Origin of the sequence: Halomonas sp. ML-15 (assembly GCF_014779595.1) — a bacterium.
GTDB lineage: Bacteria > Pseudomonadota > Gammaproteobacteria > Pseudomonadales > Halomonadaceae > Franzmannia.
Genome location: NZ_JACXZT010000010.1, coordinates 367336 through 383693 on the forward strand (window position 1 = coordinate 367336; position 16358 = coordinate 383693).

14 protein-coding genes and 1 pseudogene are annotated in these 16358 nt (G+C 61.3%); 14 read left to right on the forward strand and 1 reads right to left on the reverse strand.

The window, feature by feature from the left end; all coding sequences use genetic code 11:
* Positions 1-65 precede the first annotated feature (65 nt).
* Positions 66-2015, reverse strand: coding sequence for a transglycosylase SLT domain-containing protein (locus IEI94_RS08685; protein ID WP_191166893.1), 1950 nt, complete (start codon positions 2013-2015; stop codon positions 66-68).
* A 326-nt stretch (positions 2016-2341) separates the two neighbouring features.
* On the opposite strand from IEI94_RS08685, the gene IEI94_RS08690 reads away from it, so the two are divergent.
* The 14 genes and pseudogenes from IEI94_RS08690 to IEI94_RS08755 form a co-directional block, all read left to right on the forward strand.
* Positions 2342-2839: a PaaI family thioesterase gene (locus IEI94_RS08690; RefSeq protein ID WP_191166894.1), complete on the forward strand. Its 498-nt coding sequence runs from the start codon at positions 2342-2344 to the stop codon at positions 2837-2839.
* Positions 2832-3311 (forward strand): PaaI family thioesterase, encoded by a 480-nt coding sequence (locus tag IEI94_RS08695; protein WP_191166895.1) that lies wholly within the window; start codon positions 2832-2834, stop codon positions 3309-3311. Before IEI94_RS08690 ends, IEI94_RS08695 begins: the two co-directional genes overlap by 8 nt.
* A 92-nt stretch (positions 3312-3403) precedes the next feature.
* Positions 3404-5308 (forward strand): molecular chaperone HtpG, encoded by a 1905-nt coding sequence (htpG, locus tag IEI94_RS08700; RefSeq protein ID WP_191166896.1) that lies wholly within the window; start codon positions 3404-3406, stop codon positions 5306-5308.
* A 177-nt stretch (positions 5309-5485) separates the two neighbouring features.
* On the forward strand, positions 5486-6085 hold the full coding sequence (locus tag IEI94_RS08705; protein WP_191166897.1) for a cysteine hydrolase family protein: 600 nt from the start codon (positions 5486-5488) through the stop codon (positions 6083-6085).
* Between the two features lie 114 nt (positions 6086-6199).
* Positions 6200-7771 carry a Re/Si-specific NAD(P)(+) transhydrogenase subunit alpha gene (locus IEI94_RS08710; RefSeq protein ID WP_191166898.1) on the forward strand — a complete coding sequence of 524 codons (1572 nt, stop codon included), beginning with the start codon at positions 6200-6202 and terminating at the stop codon, positions 7769-7771.
* A 16-nt stretch (positions 7772-7787) separates the two neighbouring features.
* Positions 7788-9230 (forward strand): NAD(P)(+) transhydrogenase (Re/Si-specific) subunit beta, encoded by a 1443-nt coding sequence (locus IEI94_RS08715; RefSeq protein ID WP_191166899.1) that lies wholly within the window; start codon positions 7788-7790, stop codon positions 9228-9230.
* A gap of 94 nt (positions 9231-9324) precedes the next feature.
* Positions 9325-10392, forward strand: coding sequence for an NAD(P)H-dependent glycerol-3-phosphate dehydrogenase (locus tag IEI94_RS08720; protein WP_191166900.1), 1068 nt, complete (start codon positions 9325-9327; stop codon positions 10390-10392).
* Complete coding sequence (gene sixA, locus IEI94_RS08725; protein ID WP_191166901.1) at positions 10382-10867, forward strand: phosphohistidine phosphatase SixA; 486 nt, start codon at positions 10382-10384, stop codon at positions 10865-10867. Before IEI94_RS08720 ends, sixA begins: the two co-directional genes overlap by 11 nt.
* 245 nt (positions 10868-11112) lie before the next feature.
* Positions 11113-12033: a 5-dehydro-4-deoxyglucarate dehydratase gene (gene kdgD, locus IEI94_RS08730; RefSeq protein WP_191166902.1), complete on the forward strand. Its 921-nt coding sequence runs from the start codon at positions 11113-11115 to the stop codon at positions 12031-12033.
* A gap of 148 nt (positions 12034-12181) precedes the next feature.
* The gene (locus IEI94_RS08735; protein ID WP_191166903.1) at positions 12182-13159 is read left to right on the forward strand and encodes a Bug family tripartite tricarboxylate transporter substrate binding protein; all 978 of its coding nucleotides are present in this window, start codon (positions 12182-12184) and stop codon (positions 13157-13159) included.
* An 87-nt stretch (positions 13160-13246) separates the two neighbouring features.
* Positions 13247-13693 carry a tripartite tricarboxylate transporter TctB family protein gene (locus tag IEI94_RS08740; RefSeq protein ID WP_191166904.1) on the forward strand — a complete coding sequence of 149 codons (447 nt, stop codon included), beginning with the start codon at positions 13247-13249 and terminating at the stop codon, positions 13691-13693.
* Entirely contained in the window at positions 13693-15198 is a 1506-nt protein-coding gene (locus IEI94_RS08745; protein WP_191166905.1) for a tripartite tricarboxylate transporter permease, read from the forward strand. The genes IEI94_RS08740 and IEI94_RS08745 overlap by 1 nt, the downstream gene beginning before the upstream one ends.
* Positions 15199-15405: 207 nt before the next feature.
* Positions 15406-16143, forward strand: coding sequence for a FadR/GntR family transcriptional regulator (locus IEI94_RS08750; protein ID WP_191166906.1), 738 nt, complete (start codon positions 15406-15408; stop codon positions 16141-16143).
* A gap of 12 nt (positions 16144-16155) precedes the next feature.
* Positions 16156-16358, forward strand: a pseudogene (locus IEI94_RS08755) (aldehyde dehydrogenase (NADP(+))); the annotation flags it as partial.

The following is a 16358-nucleotide window of genomic DNA, read 5'->3' on the forward strand; positions in this document are numbered from 1 at the left end:
CAGCGCTGAGCATGCGGGCTGCGGGCTGACATGTTGCTCGCAGCCCGAGGCTCGCAGCGCTAAGCTCAGTTTCTGGCCAGCAGCGAGGCGTCATAGCGCACGTTACGCTCGGCGGGGGTGAGCATCGCCACGCCGCGGCTGTCGCCGCCGTTGGCCAGGCTCTCAAAGATCACCCGATAGGCGAGCACCGCTTGGACATAGTCTCGGGTCTCGCGGAACGGGATGCTCTCGACGAACAGATCGAACTCCTGTGGCGCGTCGCGCAGCCAGCGGTCGACCCGACCAGGTCCGGCATTGTAGGCCGCGGCGGCTGCCAGGCGATTGCCGCTGTAGCGTTCGGTCATGTCGCGGATGTAGGTGCTGCCGAGGCGGATGTTGAGCGCCGGGTCGAGCACGCCGTAGGGCCCGGGGTCGCTGATGCCAAGCTGGCGGCTCAACTGAGTGGCGGTGCCCGGCATGATCTGCATCAGACCGCGTGCGCCTGCCGGTGACAGCGCCTCGGTGTTATAGGCGCTCTCGCGGCGGGCAATGCCCATCAGCAGATAGGGGTCGACGCCGGTCAAGCGTCCCCAGTGCTGGAAGTCATCATGGAAGGCCTGCGGGAAGCGCCACTCCAGGGCATCCCACATCTGACCGGTGATGGTGGTCTGCACCAGCTTGGCGTACCAGCCCTTGCGCTGGGCGTAGTCGGCCAGGGCGTGGGCCTCCTGGTTGCTGGCCCGGGCCACGGCGGCATACCACTCACTATTGGCCAGCCCCTGCTCACCGATGCGCATCAGCGCCTCGGTGCGCTGTACCACCGGCCAGTTGGCGACCTCCTCGCGGTAGTCGTCGTTGAACGAGGCGCGCTCCATGTTGAGTTCATAGGGCTGGTCGATGCGGTCGGCGGCGGCGAAGGCGAAGAAGCTGCGCCCCTGGGCGGCGCGCTGATAGGCGGCGCGGGCCGCGTCGCTGTTGCCGAGCCTTTCGTGGCTGCGCGCCAGCCAGTACTGCCAGCGGCTGTCGCTGAAGGTGTCCTCGGGCATTCTTTCCAGCCACTGCAGGGCGTCCTGCCAGTCGCGGCGGGCCAAGGCATTGCGTACGCGCAGCTCATAGAGGCTGCCGCTGACCAGTCGCGGCAGGGCCTCGTCGACCCAGGCCAGGTTCTGGCGCACGTCGCGGACCATGGAGTAGAACGCCAGATCGTGTTCGATGTCGTGGCGGGCATCGCTGTCGATATTGATGTGCGATGCGATCTTGCGCCACGCCTCGAGGGCCGCTTCGGTATCGGCACGGGTAAAACCGTGCATGGCGGCGGCAAACATTGCGCTGCTGCCGCGCCCCCCGGGGCCAACCTGGGCAGGCACACGGGTCACCGCGGCGTAGTCGCCACGCAGCCGCTCCACGGCGTCGCGGGCGTTGTCCCAGTCGCTGCCGAGCAGTCGCCCGAGGTAGCTCATCAGGCCGCTCTCGCCGTTCTGCCAGGCCAGCATCTTGCGTGCCCAGACGTCCTCGGCGCTGATCTCGCCGCTGTCGCGCAAGCGGTCGAAGAGGGTGTCGCAGGCCGAGGGTTGGGAGTGCCCGACCATCCACAGCTCGCGACCGCCTTCGGCGGCGGTGGCGGGATCGCTGCCGAGCAGGGCGGTGTAGTAGTAGCACTGACGTTCAGCGCCGCTGGGCACGCCGTCGCTGACCGCCAGCAGGCTGCCGAAACGGCCGGCCTGGCCGTAGCGGGTCTGTGCCTGGCCGCGCATCCACTCAGCCAGCGGCGAGTCGGCGTGGCGCTCCATGAAATCTAGGATCTGACTCGGCTCTGCCTGGGGCAGGCGCGAGCGCAGGCGGTGATACTCGACGTAGCCGGCCAGCAGGTGGTCGTCGATGGCGGCGGCATCGACACGGCTCCACTCCTGATTGCGTGCCGCCTCCAGGGCGTCACGCATGGCCTGATCGCGGCTCTGATCGGCATGAAGTGGCAGGCTCAGGGCCAGGGCGGTGAACAGGGTGACGATACCCCTAGCCAGATAAAGGTGTTGCATGGTGGCATGCCTCTCGGTGCGTGCGGACTCTAGCTGACTATCCTCGCCGATGCGCCGCCCGCTGAGTAGTGTCGCGGGGCTGCGACAGCCATTGGCAAGGGCGGCTAAGGTCGACGTTGTCGAGGCAGAAAATTTGACGCTAAATGATGAGAGAGTGTTTACAAAAGTCACGAGCGAAGGTCAGGCAAGGCGAAATCAGCTGAAAAAGCGGAGTTTACGAGTGTGTAAATGAGTATTTTGAAGATGATTTCAACGCAGCATGGCCGAGTGTAGTAATTTGTAGACACTCTCTAAGTCATACGTTTGAATAATTAATCGAGGCGGCAATGAATAGGCGTGTTGAACGTTCCCCCGAGGCCTGGCAGACGGCGTTGACGCGCTTTGTGCAGGTCATACCGCATACCCGTGACCTGGGGCTCGAGGTGGTGGAGGCTGCGCCCTCCCGAGTGATCATGCGCCTGCCGTGGCAAGACGATCTGCTTGGCGACAGCCAGCGAGGACTGGTCCACGGCGGCGTGCTGAGCATGCTGCTGGATACCCTGTGCGGCTCGGCGGTGCTGTGCGGCCTTGCCGAGCCCGAGGTGTGCCCGACCCTCGACCTGCGCGTCGACCACTACCGGCCGGCGCTGGCTGGGCAGGACCTCTACGGTGATGCCTGGGCGGTGCGCATCACCGAATCGATGGTCTTTACCGAGGGGCGCGTCTGGCAGCAGCCGGAACGTATCGTGGCGCGTGGTATTGGCAACTTCGTGCGGCTGGGGCCGCGCAATACGCCGCCGGGCTTCGCCGAGGCGCTGTTCGGGGAGGAGGCGACGCATGTTTGAGACCTCCACCGCCAGCGAGTGGCTGGCGCATACCCGTGAGCGTGGCGATCTTGAGGCGTGGCTCTCCCTGGTGCCCTACGCTCGGCGTATCGGCGTCAGCGCCGAGATCGATGAGCAGGGCGTGCTGTTCCATCTGGCGCCGCAGCAGGGCAATGTCGGCAATGTTCTGCTGCCGGCCCTGCACGGTGGGGTGGTCGCCGCCTTTATGGAAACCGCCGCGGCGCTGGACCTGATGCTGGCGACCCGTGAGCCACGGTTGCCCAAGACCATCGACTTCTCCATCGACTACCTGCAGGCGGCGCGCCTGGCACCGACCCAGGCGCGCTGTCGGCTACTGCGCGAAGGCAAGCGCATGGCCAATGTCCAGGTTACTGCTTGGCAGCAGAGCGAGAGCCAGCCGGTGGCCACGGCGCGGCTGCACTTCGCTCTGTCCGACCCGAACGACGCTTCGATGATGAACCGCGACGCTTGAAAAGTGCGCGCTGAGCCCCATATCACGATCACGTTACGACCTGGCACCGACAGGCTGCCTATTTTCACTGTGATCCTATGAGGGCTCGTTCCATGGCCACTGCCACTCAAGAAGAAACCCTGGGTTTTCAGACCGAGGTCAAGCAGCTACTGCATCTGATGATCCACTCCCTGTACTCCAACCGGGAGATCTTCCTGCGTGAGCTGATTTCCAACGCCGCCGACGCCTGCGACAAGCTGCGCTACGAGGCGCTGGACAACGACGCGCTGTACGAGAACGACAGCGAGCTGCGCGTCGAGATCGAGGTCGATGCCAAGGCCAATAGCGTGACCCTGCGCGATAACGGCATCGGCATGAACCGCGACGAGGTGATCAAGAACCTTGGCACCATCGCCCGCAGCGGCACGGCGGAATTCCTGCAGCAGCTCTCCGGCGAGCAGCAGAAGGATGCCAAACTGATCGGCCAGTTCGGGGTCGGTTTCTACTCCGCGTTTATCGTCGCCGACGAGGTCACGGTTCGCACCCGCCGCGCCGATGACTCCAGCGAGGCCGGCGTCGAGTGGCGCTCCAAGGGCGAGGGTGAGTTCACCATCGCCGAGATCGAGCGCCCGGCCCGCGGCACCGAGATCGTGCTGCACTTGAAGGACGACGCCAAGGAGTTCGCCGACGAGTTCCGGCTCAAGAGCCTGGTACGCAAGTACTCCGACCATATCGAAGTGCCGGTACGCATGCCCAAGGTCGAGACCGCCAAGGATGACGATGGCAAGGAGATCGAGGGCAGCGAAGTCACCACCTGGGAAACCGTCAACGAGGCAACTGCGCTGTGGGTGCGTCCCAAGAGCGACCTCAGCGATGACGACTACAAGGCCTTCTACAAGCACGTCGCCCATGATTTCAGCGACCCGCTGACCTGGAGCCACAACAAGGTCGAGGGCAAGCTCGAGTACACCAGCCTGCTCTATGTGCCTGGCCGTGCGCCCTTCGACCTGTATGAGCGCGACGGCGCCCGCGGCGTCAAGCTGTACGTGCAGCGCGTATTCATCATGGATGACGCCGAGCAGTTCCTGCCGCTCTACCTGCGCTTCATCAAGGGCGTGGTGGACACCAAGGACCTTTCGCTCAACGTCTCCCGCGAGCTGCTGCAGCAGGACCCACAGGTCGAGAAGATGAAGAGCGCGCTGACCAAGCGCTCGCTGGATATGCTCAAGAAGCTGGCCAAGGACGAAGAGGCCTACCAGACCTTCTGGAATACCTTCGGCAGCGTGCTCAAGGAGGGCCCTGCCGAGGACTACGCCAACCGCGACAAGATCGCCGGGCTGCTGCGTTTCGCCACCACTCATAACGACAGTGCCACTCAGGACCAGTCGCTGGCGGCCTACGTCGAGCGTATGCAGGAGGGGCAGCAGAAGATCTACTACATCGTCGCCGACAGCTTCAAGGCGGCCCAGCACAGCCCGCATCTGGAGATCTTCCGCAAGAAGGGCATCGAGGTGCTGCTGCTCTCCGACCGCATCGATGAGTGGCTGATGAGCCACCTCACCGAGTTCGATGGCAAGGCCTTCGTCGACGTGGCCAAGGGCGACCTGGATCTCGGCGAGATCGAGGGTGAAGAGGAGAAGAAGGCCCAGGAGGAGACCGCCAAGGCCAAGGAGGACCTGCTCCAGCGCGTCAAGGAGGCGCTGGGTGACGAGGTGCAGGAGGTCAAGGTCACCCATCGCCTGACCGACTCGCCGGCCTGTGTGGTGCTGCCGGAGAATGAAATGGGCTTCCAGATGCGTCGCATCATGGAGGCCGCCGGCCAGCCGCTGCCGGAGGTCAAGCCGATCCTCGAGCTCAACCCCGATCACGCCCTGGTCAGCCGTCTGGAGGGCGCCGAGGGCGAGGCTTTCGGCGACCTGGCGCGGATCCTGCTCGACCAGGCGATCATCGCCGAAGGCGGCCATCTCGACGACCCGGCGGCCTACGTCAAGCGTCTCAACGCGCTGCTTACTGCCTGATGCTATCTCCGGCGCTTGCGCCGGGTAGTCTCGATAACCCCGCCGGTTCCGCACTGGCGGGGTTATCTTGTTTCCAGGACCAGGCTGAGGCGGAACGTGCCGGCGCGTTGGCAGGGCGGCCGGCAGAGTCGCCTTTCAACGCCTATGCTGGATTGAAGCCCAAGACGAGGTAGCGCAATGAATCATCAGGCTGGCCAGGCCAAGCTACGCATCTGCGACGCTCGTGATGAGGGCGCGGCGCTGATGATCATCGACGTCCAGCAGGCCATCGACGACAGCCGCTACTGGGGCGAGCGCAACAATCCCGATATGGAGGACCGGCTGGCCGACCTGCTGGCCTGCTGGCGCGGTGGTAACGGCCATATCGTGCACGTGCGCCATTTCTCGCGTACCCCCCGTTCGCCTTACCGCTCCGGTCAGCCGGGGGCCGACTTCAAAGAGTGCGTGATGCCCCGCCAGGGGGAGCGGGTGGTCACCAAGCACGTCAATAGCGCCTTCGTCGGCACCGACCTGGAAAGCTGGCTGCGCCGTCACGGCGTGGCGCGTCTGGTTGTGGCCGGCGTCGCCACGGCACATTCGGTGAGTACCACAGTGCGTCATGCTGCCTGCCTCGACTTTGGCGTCAGCGTGGTCGCCGACGCCTGCGCCACCTTTGCGGTGGAGGATCGCCACGGTCAGCGTTGGTCGGCCGATGAGGTTCACCGCTTGAACTTGGCGCTACTAGACGGCGAATATGCAGAGATTGCCTCGACGCTGGAGGTCGTCAGGCACTACTGACAGCTCGACCCAGACCCACAACAACACGCCATCACACGAAGCCTTTGCCCAAACGTCTGCGTGCGGATTGTGCTCGCGCAACGCCTGGCTTCGATGACAAGGAGGGGATAGCACGTGAAAATTGGAGCACCCAAGGAAACCTTTGCCGGGGAGGCCCGAGTGGCCTTGACCCCGGAGAGCGCGATACACATTCAGAAACTCGGCCATGAATGTCTGGTCGAGCGCGACGCAGGCCTCGCCGCCGGCTTCAATGACGACGCCTACCGCGAGGCGGGCGTGACCGTGGTCGATGATGCCGAGACGCTGTGGCGCGACGCCGAGGTGGTGATCAAGGTGCGTGAGCCCTCCGAGGCCGAGGCGGGCCTGCTGCATGAAGGGCAGACCCTGATCAGCTTCTTCTGGCCGGCCCAGCAGGAGGCGCTGCTGGAGCGCTGCAAGGCCACCGGTGCCAGCGTGATCGCCATGGATATGGTGCCGCGCATCTCGCGGGCTCAGAAGATGGATGCGCTCTCCTCGATGGCCAATATCGCCGGCTACCGGGCGGTGATCGAGGCCGGCAATAACTTCGGGCGCTTCTTCACCGGCCAGGTGACCGCTGCCGGCAAGGTGCCGCCGGCCAAGGTGCTGGTAATCGGCGCCGGGGTGGCGGGGCTTGCCGCCATTGGCACCGCGACCAGTCTTGGCGCGATGGTGCGCGCCTTCGACGTGCGCCCCGAGGTGGCCGAGCAGATCGAGTCGATGGGCGCCGAGTTCCTGTTTCTCGACTTCGACGACAGCCAGGACGGTGCCGAGAGCGGCGGCTATGCCGCGCCCTCGAGCCCCGAGTTTCGCGAGAAGCAGCTGGCGCTGTTCCGAGAGCAGGCGCCGGAAGTGGATATCGTCATCACCACTGCGCTGATCCCCGGCAAGCCTGCGCCCAAACTGTGGCTGGAGGACATGGTCGCGGCCATGAAACCCGGCTCGGTGATCGTCGACCTGGCCGCAGAGAAGGGCGGCAACTGTGATCTGACCAAGCCCGACGAGCGGGTAGTGACCGACAACGGCGTAGTAGTGGTCGGCTATACCGACTTCCCCTCGCGCATGGCGACCCAGGCGTCGCTTCTCTATGCCACCAACGTGCGCCATATGCTCACCGACCTCACGCCGGAGAAGGACGGTACCATTGCCCACGACATGGACGATGACGTGATCCGCGGTGCCACGGTGACCCATCAGGGCGAGATAACCTTTCCGCCACCGCCGCCCAAGGTCAAGGCCATCGCCGCGGCCAAACCCAAGCCCAAGGAGAAAGCGCCGACCCCGGAGGAGAAGAAGGCCAGCGAACTGGCCACCTTCAAGGCTCAGACCAAGCGTCAGCTGACGCTGCTCGGCGCCGGCGGGGCACTGATGCTGCTGCTCGGGCAGATTGCTCCGGCCTCGTTCATGCAGCATCTGATCGTGTTCGTGCTGGCCTGCTTCGTGGGCTTCCAGGTGATCTGGAACGTCAGTCACTCGCTGCATACGCCGCTGATGGCAGTCACCAACGCCATCTCGGGGATCATCATCCTCGGCGCGGTGCTGCAGATCGGCTCGGGTAACTGGGTCGTCGTGGTGCTGGCGGCGATCTCGGTGCTGATTGCGACGATCAATATTGTGGGTGGCTTCCTGGTGACACGCCGGATGCTGGCCATGTTCCAGAAATCCTGAGCGGCGGAGACAGACTATGTTGGGTCAAGGATTCGTATCTGCCGCGGCGATTGCGGCGAGTGTGCTGTTTATCCTGTCGCTGGGCGGGCTGAGCAATCAAGAGAAGGCCAAGCGGGCGGTGTGGTATGGCATCGTCGGCATGGCGCTGGCGGTAGTGTTTACCGCCTTGGGGCCGGGCATCGGGGCCTACTGGCTGATGATCCCGATGATCATTGCCGGCGCGGTGATCGGCTGGAAAGTAGCCAAACAAGTAGCGATGACCGAGATGCCGCAGCTGGTGGCGGCATTGCACAGCTTTGTCGGCCTGGCCGCGGTATTCGTGGCCTGGAGCGCCGACCTGGAGCGGCGTCGGGTACTGGCCGTGCGTGCCACCGAGGGCGCGACCGAAGAGTTCTCGGCCTTTGCCGCGCTGGTGGCTACCAAGGCGCCGGACGAGCTGACCTTCCTGCAGCTCGAGGTGGTGTTCGCGATCTTCATCGGCGCGGTGACCTTCACCGGTTCGGTGATCGCCTTTGGCAAGCTGGCCGGCAAGGTCGACGGCAAGCCCAAACAGCTGCCCGGCGGGCACCTGCTCAACGCCGGCGCGGCGGGGTTGTGTCTGCTGCTGGCGATCGCCTATGTCGCGGGCGCGGGCTTCTGGACGCTGCTGGTACTGGCGGCGCTGTCGTTCTTTATCGGCTATCACCTGATCATGGGCATCGGCGGCGCCGACATGCCGGTGGTGGTGTCGATGCTCAACAGCTACTCCGGCTGGGCGGCGGCGGCAATCGGTTTCACCCTCTCCAACGACCTGCTGATCGTCACCGGTGCGCTGGTCGGTTCCAGCGGGGCGATTCTCTCCTACATCATGTGCAAGGCGATGAATCGCGATTTCCTCAGCGTGATCCTGGGCGGCTTTGGCGGCACCAGCGGGCCGGCGGCGGAGATCGAAGGTGAGCAAGTAGCCATCGATGCCGGCGGCGTGGCCGCGGCCCTCAATAACGCCGACAGCGTGGTCATCGTGCCGGGCTACGGCATGGCGGTGGCCCAGGCCCAGAATGCAGTGAGCGAACTCACCCGCAAGCTGCGCGCCGCCGGCAAGGAGGTGCGCTTCGCCATTCACCCGGTGGCCGGGCGACTGCCGGGGCACATGAACGTGCTCCTGGCCGAGGCCAAGGTGCCCTACGACATCGTGCTGGAGATGGACGAGATCAACGATGACTTTCCCAAGACCGACGTAGTGATCGTCATCGGCTCCAACGATATCGTCAATCCCTCCGCCCAGGATGACCCCAACAGCCCCATCGCCGGCATGCCGGTGCTTGAGGTATGGCGCTCACGGGTGGTGTTCGTGTGCAAGCGCGGGCAGGGCACCGGCTACTCGGGCATCGAAAACCCGCTGTTCTTCAAGGACAACACGCGCATGCTCTACGGTGATGCGCGGGACAGCATCGACACCCTGATCCCGCTGATCGAGTAAGGCGCTGCGGCGCGATCTTTTGCCCACCAACGCCCCTTTTCAGGGGCGTTTTTGGTTACCATGCGCCTAACGAAACCCATGTCCAGAGGCGATCATGTCACAACAACCTACGCGGGTGGCGGTGCTCGGCGGCGGCAGCTTCGGTACTGCCCTGGCCAGCATCGCCGCCGACAACGGCTGTGCGGTGCGCCAGTGGCTGCGCGACGCGGCGCTGGCCGAGGAGATCAACCGTGACCAGCGCAACTCACGCTACCTGCCGGACTACGCCATCAACCCGGCGGTGCACGCCAGCAGCGACATGGGCGAGGTGCTCGACGCTGCCGAGCTGGTGCTGGTGGCGATTCCTTCCAAGGCGTTTCGTGACGTGGTGCGCCAGGCGCGCCCCTACCTGAACGCCGAACAGATCCTGGTCAGCACCACCAAAGGTATCCAGGAGGAGGGCTTCAAGCTGATGAGCCAGATCCTCGAGGAGGAGACCGGCTTTGTGCATATCGGCGTGCTCTCCGGGCCCAATCTGGCCACCGAGGTTGCTCAGAAGCAGCTCACCGCCACGGTGATCGCCAGCGACGACGCCTTGACCCGCGCGCGGGTGCAGAGCGTGCTCGGCTGCGACTATTTTCGCGTCTACGCCAGCAACGACCGCTACGGGGTCGAGCTGGGCGGCGCGCTCAAGAATATCTACGCCATCGCGGCCGGCATGGCCGCGGCGCTGGGCATGGGCGAGAACACCCGCAGCATGCTGATGACCCGGGCCCTGGCAGAGATGAGCCGTTTTGCCGTGGAGCAGGGCGCCAATCCCATGACCTTCCTGGGACTGGCCGGGGTCGGTGACCTGATCGTCACCTGCTCCTCTAACCTGTCGCGTAATTACCGGGTCGGCCATGCGCTGGGCGAAGGGCGCACCCTGGACGAGGCTATCGACGCCCTGGGTCAGGTCGCCGAGGGCGTCAACACCGTGCGGCTGGTGCGCGACAAGGCCGAAGCCGAAGGGATCTATATGCCGCTGGCCGAAGGCCTCTATCAGGTGCTGTTCAACGACGTGCCGGCCCGTCAGATGGCCAAGATGCTGATGCAGGGCGAACAGAGTAGCGATGTGGAGTTCATCCTCTCCCGCGAGGACGTCAAGCAGGCGCGGCGCCGGGAGGCCAAGGATGGCGACTGAACGTCTATGGATCATGCGTCATGGCCAAGCCGGTCACGGTGTTCCGGATGCTGCACGGCGCCTCACCCCGCACGGCCAGGCGGAAGTGCAGCGCATGGCCACCTGGCTATCCGGTGAGCTGAGCGACGCCGAGCGCAAAGCGCTATGGATCGTCGCAAGCCCCTTTACCCGTGCCCAGCAGAGTGCCGCGCTGGTCGCCGAGACACTCGACCGAGAGGTCGACACCCTCGACTGCATTACGCCAGACGACAGGCCGATGGCCGCTATCGACTGGTTGCAGATCAACGCCGACCGGCCGCTGCTGCTGGTCAGCCATATGCCCCTGGTTGGCGAGCTTACCGCCTGCCTGGCCGAAGGGCCGCGCGGCCGTGGGCTGGGCTTTGCCACCGCCGCGGTGGCCAGTCTCGAGGCCGAGGTGTGGGCCGCCGGCTGCGCCACTTTGCGTGACCTGAAGGCGCCTGCCGATCTGCGCTGATTGACTTGCATATATCAGACGACTCAATGGCCGACGGTGAGTGATTTCCCCCTCGGCCGAGCATTGTCTTGGCGCTCCCGCAACATTCTCTCAGCAGTTAAACTTTAGTCGGAAATTGGTGTTTTCCCGCTTGTTCGCTGCCCGTAATGTCTCTAGGTTGTATGTTGTATGATGTATGACACCGACAGGAATCGGCAGTCGATAACACCACGGAGGCTAGGCCTCCAGAGCAAGAGGGCAGACGGGTGAGGTTTTCCAACGAAGCAGTGAAGCAGGCAGTAGGCGATGGGCTGTTGTCCTTTCCCATCACCGATTTCGACGAGCAGGGTCGCTTCGATGAGGCGAGCTATCGCGATCGTCTGGCATGGTTTATCGATCACGAGATCTCCGCGGTATTCGTCGCCGGCGGTACGGGGGAGTTCTTCAACCTGTCGCTCGACGAGTTTCGGCAAGTCGTTAGGACCGCCGTCGAAGTAGTCGATGGCAAGCTGCCGGTGATCGCCAGCGCCGGCTTGAGCGTGGAAACCGGCAAGGCCTTTGTCCAGGCGGCCGAGGAGGCGGGTGCAGACGGTATCCTGTTGATGCCGCCCTATCTCACCGAGTGCCCGCAGGATGGGTTGGTCGAATACGCCAAGCAGATCTGCGACTCGACCTCGCTGGCGATGATCTACTACAACCGCGGAAATGGCATCCTCAACGCCGCCTCAGCCCAGGCGTTGGCTGACCAATGCCCCAACCTGGTAGGTCTCAAGGATGGCAAAGGGGATATCCAGGCGCTCAACAAGATCGTCAAGACGGTGGGGGATCGGCTGGTCTATGTTGGCGGCGTACCGACCGCCGAGATCTTCGCCGAGGCCTATCTCTCGATCGGCGTGAATACCTACTCTTCCGCGGTATTCAACTTCGTGCCCGATATGGCTGTCACGTTCTACAAGGCGCTGCGCAACGGCGATAGCGCAACGGTCAAGCAGATCACCAACGAATTCTTCATCCCCTTTGTGGACCTTCGGGATCACAAGGCGGGCTATGCCGTCAGCCTGATCAAGGCTGGCGCGGAGATTATTGGCCGTCCGGCGGGCAAGGTTCGCGCTCCCTTATGCATGCCAACTTCCGATGAGCGAGAGACTCTCAAAACGTTAGTCGAGAAAGCCAAGGCAATGGTATAGAAAATGTCGTCTTCTTGTTTAAAAATTACAATCTATTCCTATTAGGCGAATTGGTTGTGAATGCAGGCAGTTTGTCAAGCTGCCTGACTACTATGCAGTTGTAGTAGCGATTAAGATGTAAGGTCTCACCACTACCAGGAGAAATATAATGATAAGTTCTGCACGCACGCTCACCGGTATTGCTCTTGCGGTAATGGCTTTATCGGTACCGGTAGTCGCTATGGCTCAAGAGTTTCAAGGGCCTGTCAGACTGGTCGTTCCGTTCGCACCAGGCGGCACTTCAGACATTTTAGCCCGGCATATAGCACCGGAATTGTCCGATGCCATCGGACAGCCCGTCATCGTCGAGAACAAGGCGGGAGCCGGCGGCAATATCGGCGCAGATTTCGTTGCCAAGGCGCAGCCGAATGGCCATACGTTACTGCTGTCGGATCTGACCTCGCTGCTTACGGCACCCAGCATCATGGATAGTGTAGCCTACGATATAGAGAACGATCTCTCACCGGTCACCATGGTCTCCTACTCTCCCTATGTGCTGGCGATCGCGAAAGGCCTGCCCCATAGCAGCTTCGATGAGCTTGTCGAGTACTCCCTGAACAATCCGGGAGCCATTTCAGTCGCAACGTCCGGCATCGGCTCTAACAATCATATTACGACCGAGCGCTTGGCACAGCATTTCGATATTGACTGGAATATCATTGCCTATCGAGGCGGTTCCGATGCGACACGTGCCGTGGTGTCGGAAGAGAGCGATATGCTGCTTAATGGCACCACCGCCACGCTCCCCTTCGCACTCAACGAACAGATAACTCCGCTTGCCGTCACCGGCGAATCGCGCTTGGAAGAGCTGCCCGAGATTCCTACCTTTCGCGAGATGGAGTTGCCGGGCGAACTCGATGGCACTTACCAAGGGATTCTGGTAACCGCGGGTAGTCCTGACGCGATTGTTGAGCGCCTTAACCGAGAATTGGTGACTATTCTTAGCACACCGGATATGCAGGAAAAAATCGCACAGCAGGGTGGCCAAGCGACACCATCTGAGTCTCCAGAAGACTTAAGGGTTTGGCTGGTAGAGCAGAAAGAAGAGCTATCTATCTTTATCGAAGAAGCCGGTATCGCTCAGTAACTAGAGCTATTTAGATAGTCAAGCATGCAATCTCCTGCCCTCTTTGGGTAGGAGATTCGAGTTAGTCGTTACAAAGGGTTAGCCACAATGAGACTACATGCTAACAGGGATTTCCTTGCCGGCATTGCCTGCCTCCTTATGTCATCGTTAGTGCTATGGAAAAGTCAGGAATACGCCTTTGGTAGCCTGCAGCGCATGGGGCCGGGGTTTATGCCGACAATGCTGGGCATAATGTTGGCGATCTGCGGTGTGATCATTATGCTGTTCTCCAAGAAAACAGCAGGGACGTTTCCTCGCATCAATGTCCGGGCCTTGTTTTTTATCACCATTGGCATTCTGACATTTTCCCTACTGATGGATAGGTTGGGCGTATTTGTGGCCACGATACTGCTGGTCTTTATCTGCAGACTAAGTGAATCTGGAAATAAATTTCTTTCTACCCTTATGCTGTCGCTAGCGCTATGTGCGCTAGTTTATCTTATCTTTAGTTTGGGTTTGAGCATGCCCTTACGCCTATTTCCATGGAGTTTTTGATGGAGCTCCTCGACAACCTTGCCCTGGGTATTTCAGTCGCCTTCACACTGGAGAATCTGCTTTATTGCGCGCTCGGCGTTACGATTGGCATGTTTATCGGTGTGATTCCCGGTGTTGGCCACCTCGCCGCCATTTCTATGCTGTTGCCACTGACGTTCTATGTGCCCGCCACTACCGCTTTGGTGATGCTGGCGGGGATATACTATGGCGCTCAGTACGGCGGCTCGACGGCAGCCATCTTGCTCAATTTACCAGGTACGCCCTCTTCAGCGGTGGTCTGCCTGGACGGCTATCCCATGGCCAAGCAAGGTCGTGCGGGTGTCGCCCTGTTTATGACGACCGTGGCGTCATTCGTCGGTAGCTTTATCACGGTTCTCGTTCTTGCCGCCTTCGCGCCTCCCCTTGCCAACTTTGCGGTAGCCTTCAACTCTGCTGACTATTTTTCAATGATGCTGCTCGGCTTGGTAGCTGCCGCTATTCTCGTTCAGGGGTCACCGGTCAAAGGTATCGCTGCGGTGCTCTTCGGCTTGATATTCGGGATGGTGGGTACTGACGTCAGTACCGGTGTTCAGCGCTATGCTTTTGGCCTGACGTTTCTTTATGACGGCATTAATATCGTTGCTATTGCAATGGGTATTTTTGGTGTAACTGAAGTGATTGCCAACGTCGGCAAGGTCAGTAGTGCTGTGACAGCACAAAAAATCACATTCCGCTCACTGTTGCCTACGCGGAAGGATATAAAAGAGAGTATCTTCCCGATGTTGAGAGGAACGGGTATAGGCACCGGGGTGGGGATTTTACCCGGGACTGGTACCTCTATAGCCTCATTTCTAGCCTATGCCGTAGAGAAAAAGATTTCCAAGACACCATCAAAGTTTGGCAAGGGAGCCATAGAGGGAATTGCCGCGCCGGAAAGTGCCAATAATGCATCGGCTCAATCAGCCTTCATTCCTACTTTGACGTTAGGTATACCGGGAGATGCTGTCATGGCGCTTATGTTGGGAGCCCTGCTGATTCATGGTATCACCCCAGGACCCAATGTAATTTCCGATAATCCCGACCTCTTTTGGGGCCTGGTGGTCAGCTTTCTGATTGGCAATGTATTGCTGCTTGTTTTGAATATTCCGATGGTAGGCCTGTGGGTCAGGCTATTGAAAGTGCCATATCCCATACTCTATCCATCCATTATTTTGTTTATTGCCGTCGGGGTGTACAGCATAAACTACTCCTCTATGGATATAATGATGGTCGCGTTCTTTGGTGTGGTTGGCGTCATGCTGCTTCTGTTAGGGTTTGAGCCAGCACCGCTTTTGCTGGGTTACATTCTTGGCCCGATGATTGAAGAGAATTTTCGAAGAACGATGCTGCTCAATCGCGGGGATATGATGGTGTTCTTGGAACGGCCTGTAAGCGCAACATTCGTGGCTATGACCTTGATGCTTTTGTTATGGACCGCCTACTCAATGATCAAGTCGGCAAAACACAAGTCAATAGAGCAGGCGTAATACCAACTTGGGCCCTTTCCCAGGGGCCCCAGGAACGCGACCTTGAATCAGGCGCGTCAGTATTGGGCCATGCAGTTCCGGATTGATGGTTGTACGTTAGATCCCAAGCGGCTGTCGCTGGTACGTTAAGTGTATGCGATCCCTGCGACGATGGTATAACATCATACGTTTATAGGCGTCAGCCGATCCACCTACAGGATAACGACTATGGCAAGCAGCATTGCCGGACTTAATCTACGCAAGGTTGCCCAGCAGGGGAGTCTGTCCGTGCATGTGGCTGACCAGTTGGAGTCGCTGATTACCGAAGGCAAGGTGGCGGTGGGCGAAAAGCTGCCCACCGAAAATAGCCTCTGCGACTCCTTCGGCGTCAGCCGCACGGTGATACGTGAGGCGATCACCCATCTCAAGTCGCTGGGGCTGGTGGAAACGCGGCGCGGCGTGGGTACCACCGTACTACGCGCCACGACGGTGGAAGCCAAGCCCGCCGAGCGCATCAGTGCCACTACCGTGCAGGATATCCTGCACGTGTTGGAGCTGCGCCTGGCCCTGGAGCCGGCGGCCGCCGAGCTGGCGGCGGAGCGCCACGATGCCGCAGATCGGGCGCTGCTCGAGTCTTCCCACCAGGCCTTTATCAAGGCGCATGCCGAGAAGAGCCAGGCGCGGGTCGAGGACTACGAGTTTCACCATGCGATCGCCAAAGCGACCAAGAATCCCTTCTATAACCAGTTTTTCGAGCAGCTGAGCCAGAGTGTGATTCCGCGCGCCAAGCTGCTCAGCATCGAGATCAATCCCGAGGCAACGTCGCGCTACCTCGAACGCGTACAGGAAGAGCATGCCTACATTCTCGAGGCAATCCTGTCACGCGATGCCGAGGCCGCGCGGGAAACCATGTTTCAGCATCTCAATCGAGCTCGGAGCATGTACGCTAAATATCGCGATCAATAAAAGGAGAGAATGATGTCACTGGAAGGAAAGCTTCTCATTGGCCAGCAGGTCGTCAGCGGCGACCGTGCCGAGATCCGCGCCATCAATCCCGCCAGCGGCGAGACGCTCGAGCCGGTCTACCGCGGCGGCGGCGAGGCCGAGGTCGAGCGCGCCTGTGTGCTCGCCGAGGCGGCCTTCGCCAGCTACCGCGAGACCTCCCTGGAGGCCCGCGCCAG

What these genes read in the sequence shown, in the direction of transcription:
- IEI94_RS08685 (WP_191166893.1), bottom strand. Translation starts at nt 2,015, where the DNA reads ATGCAACACCTTTATCTGGCTAGGGGTATCGTCACCCTGTTCACCGCC.
- IEI94_RS08690 (WP_191166894.1), top strand. Translation starts at nt 2,342, where the DNA reads ATGAATAGGCGTGTTGAACGTTCCCCCGAGGCCTGGCAGACGGCGTTG.
- IEI94_RS08695 (WP_191166895.1), top strand. Translation starts at nt 2,832, where the DNA reads ATGTTTGAGACCTCCACCGCCAGCGAGTGGCTGGCGCATACCCGTGAG.
- htpG (WP_191166896.1), top strand. Translation starts at nt 3,404, where the DNA reads ATGGCCACTGCCACTCAAGAAGAAACCCTGGGTTTTCAGACCGAGGTC.
- IEI94_RS08705 (WP_191166897.1), top strand. Translation starts at nt 5,486, where the DNA reads ATGAATCATCAGGCTGGCCAGGCCAAGCTACGCATCTGCGACGCTCGT.
- IEI94_RS08715 (WP_191166899.1), top strand. Translation starts at nt 7,788, where the DNA reads ATGTTGGGTCAAGGATTCGTATCTGCCGCGGCGATTGCGGCGAGTGTG.
- IEI94_RS08720 (WP_191166900.1), top strand. Translation starts at nt 9,325, where the DNA reads ATGTCACAACAACCTACGCGGGTGGCGGTGCTCGGCGGCGGCAGCTTC.
- sixA (WP_191166901.1), top strand. Translation starts at nt 10,382, where the DNA reads ATGGCGACTGAACGTCTATGGATCATGCGTCATGGCCAAGCCGGTCAC.
- IEI94_RS08735 (WP_191166903.1), top strand. Translation starts at nt 12,182, where the DNA reads ATGATAAGTTCTGCACGCACGCTCACCGGTATTGCTCTTGCGGTAATG.
- IEI94_RS08740 (WP_191166904.1), top strand. Translation starts at nt 13,247, where the DNA reads ATGAGACTACATGCTAACAGGGATTTCCTTGCCGGCATTGCCTGCCTC.
- IEI94_RS08745 (WP_191166905.1), top strand. Translation starts at nt 13,693, where the DNA reads ATGGAGCTCCTCGACAACCTTGCCCTGGGTATTTCAGTCGCCTTCACA.
- IEI94_RS08750 (WP_191166906.1), top strand. Translation starts at nt 15,406, where the DNA reads ATGGCAAGCAGCATTGCCGGACTTAATCTACGCAAGGTTGCCCAGCAG.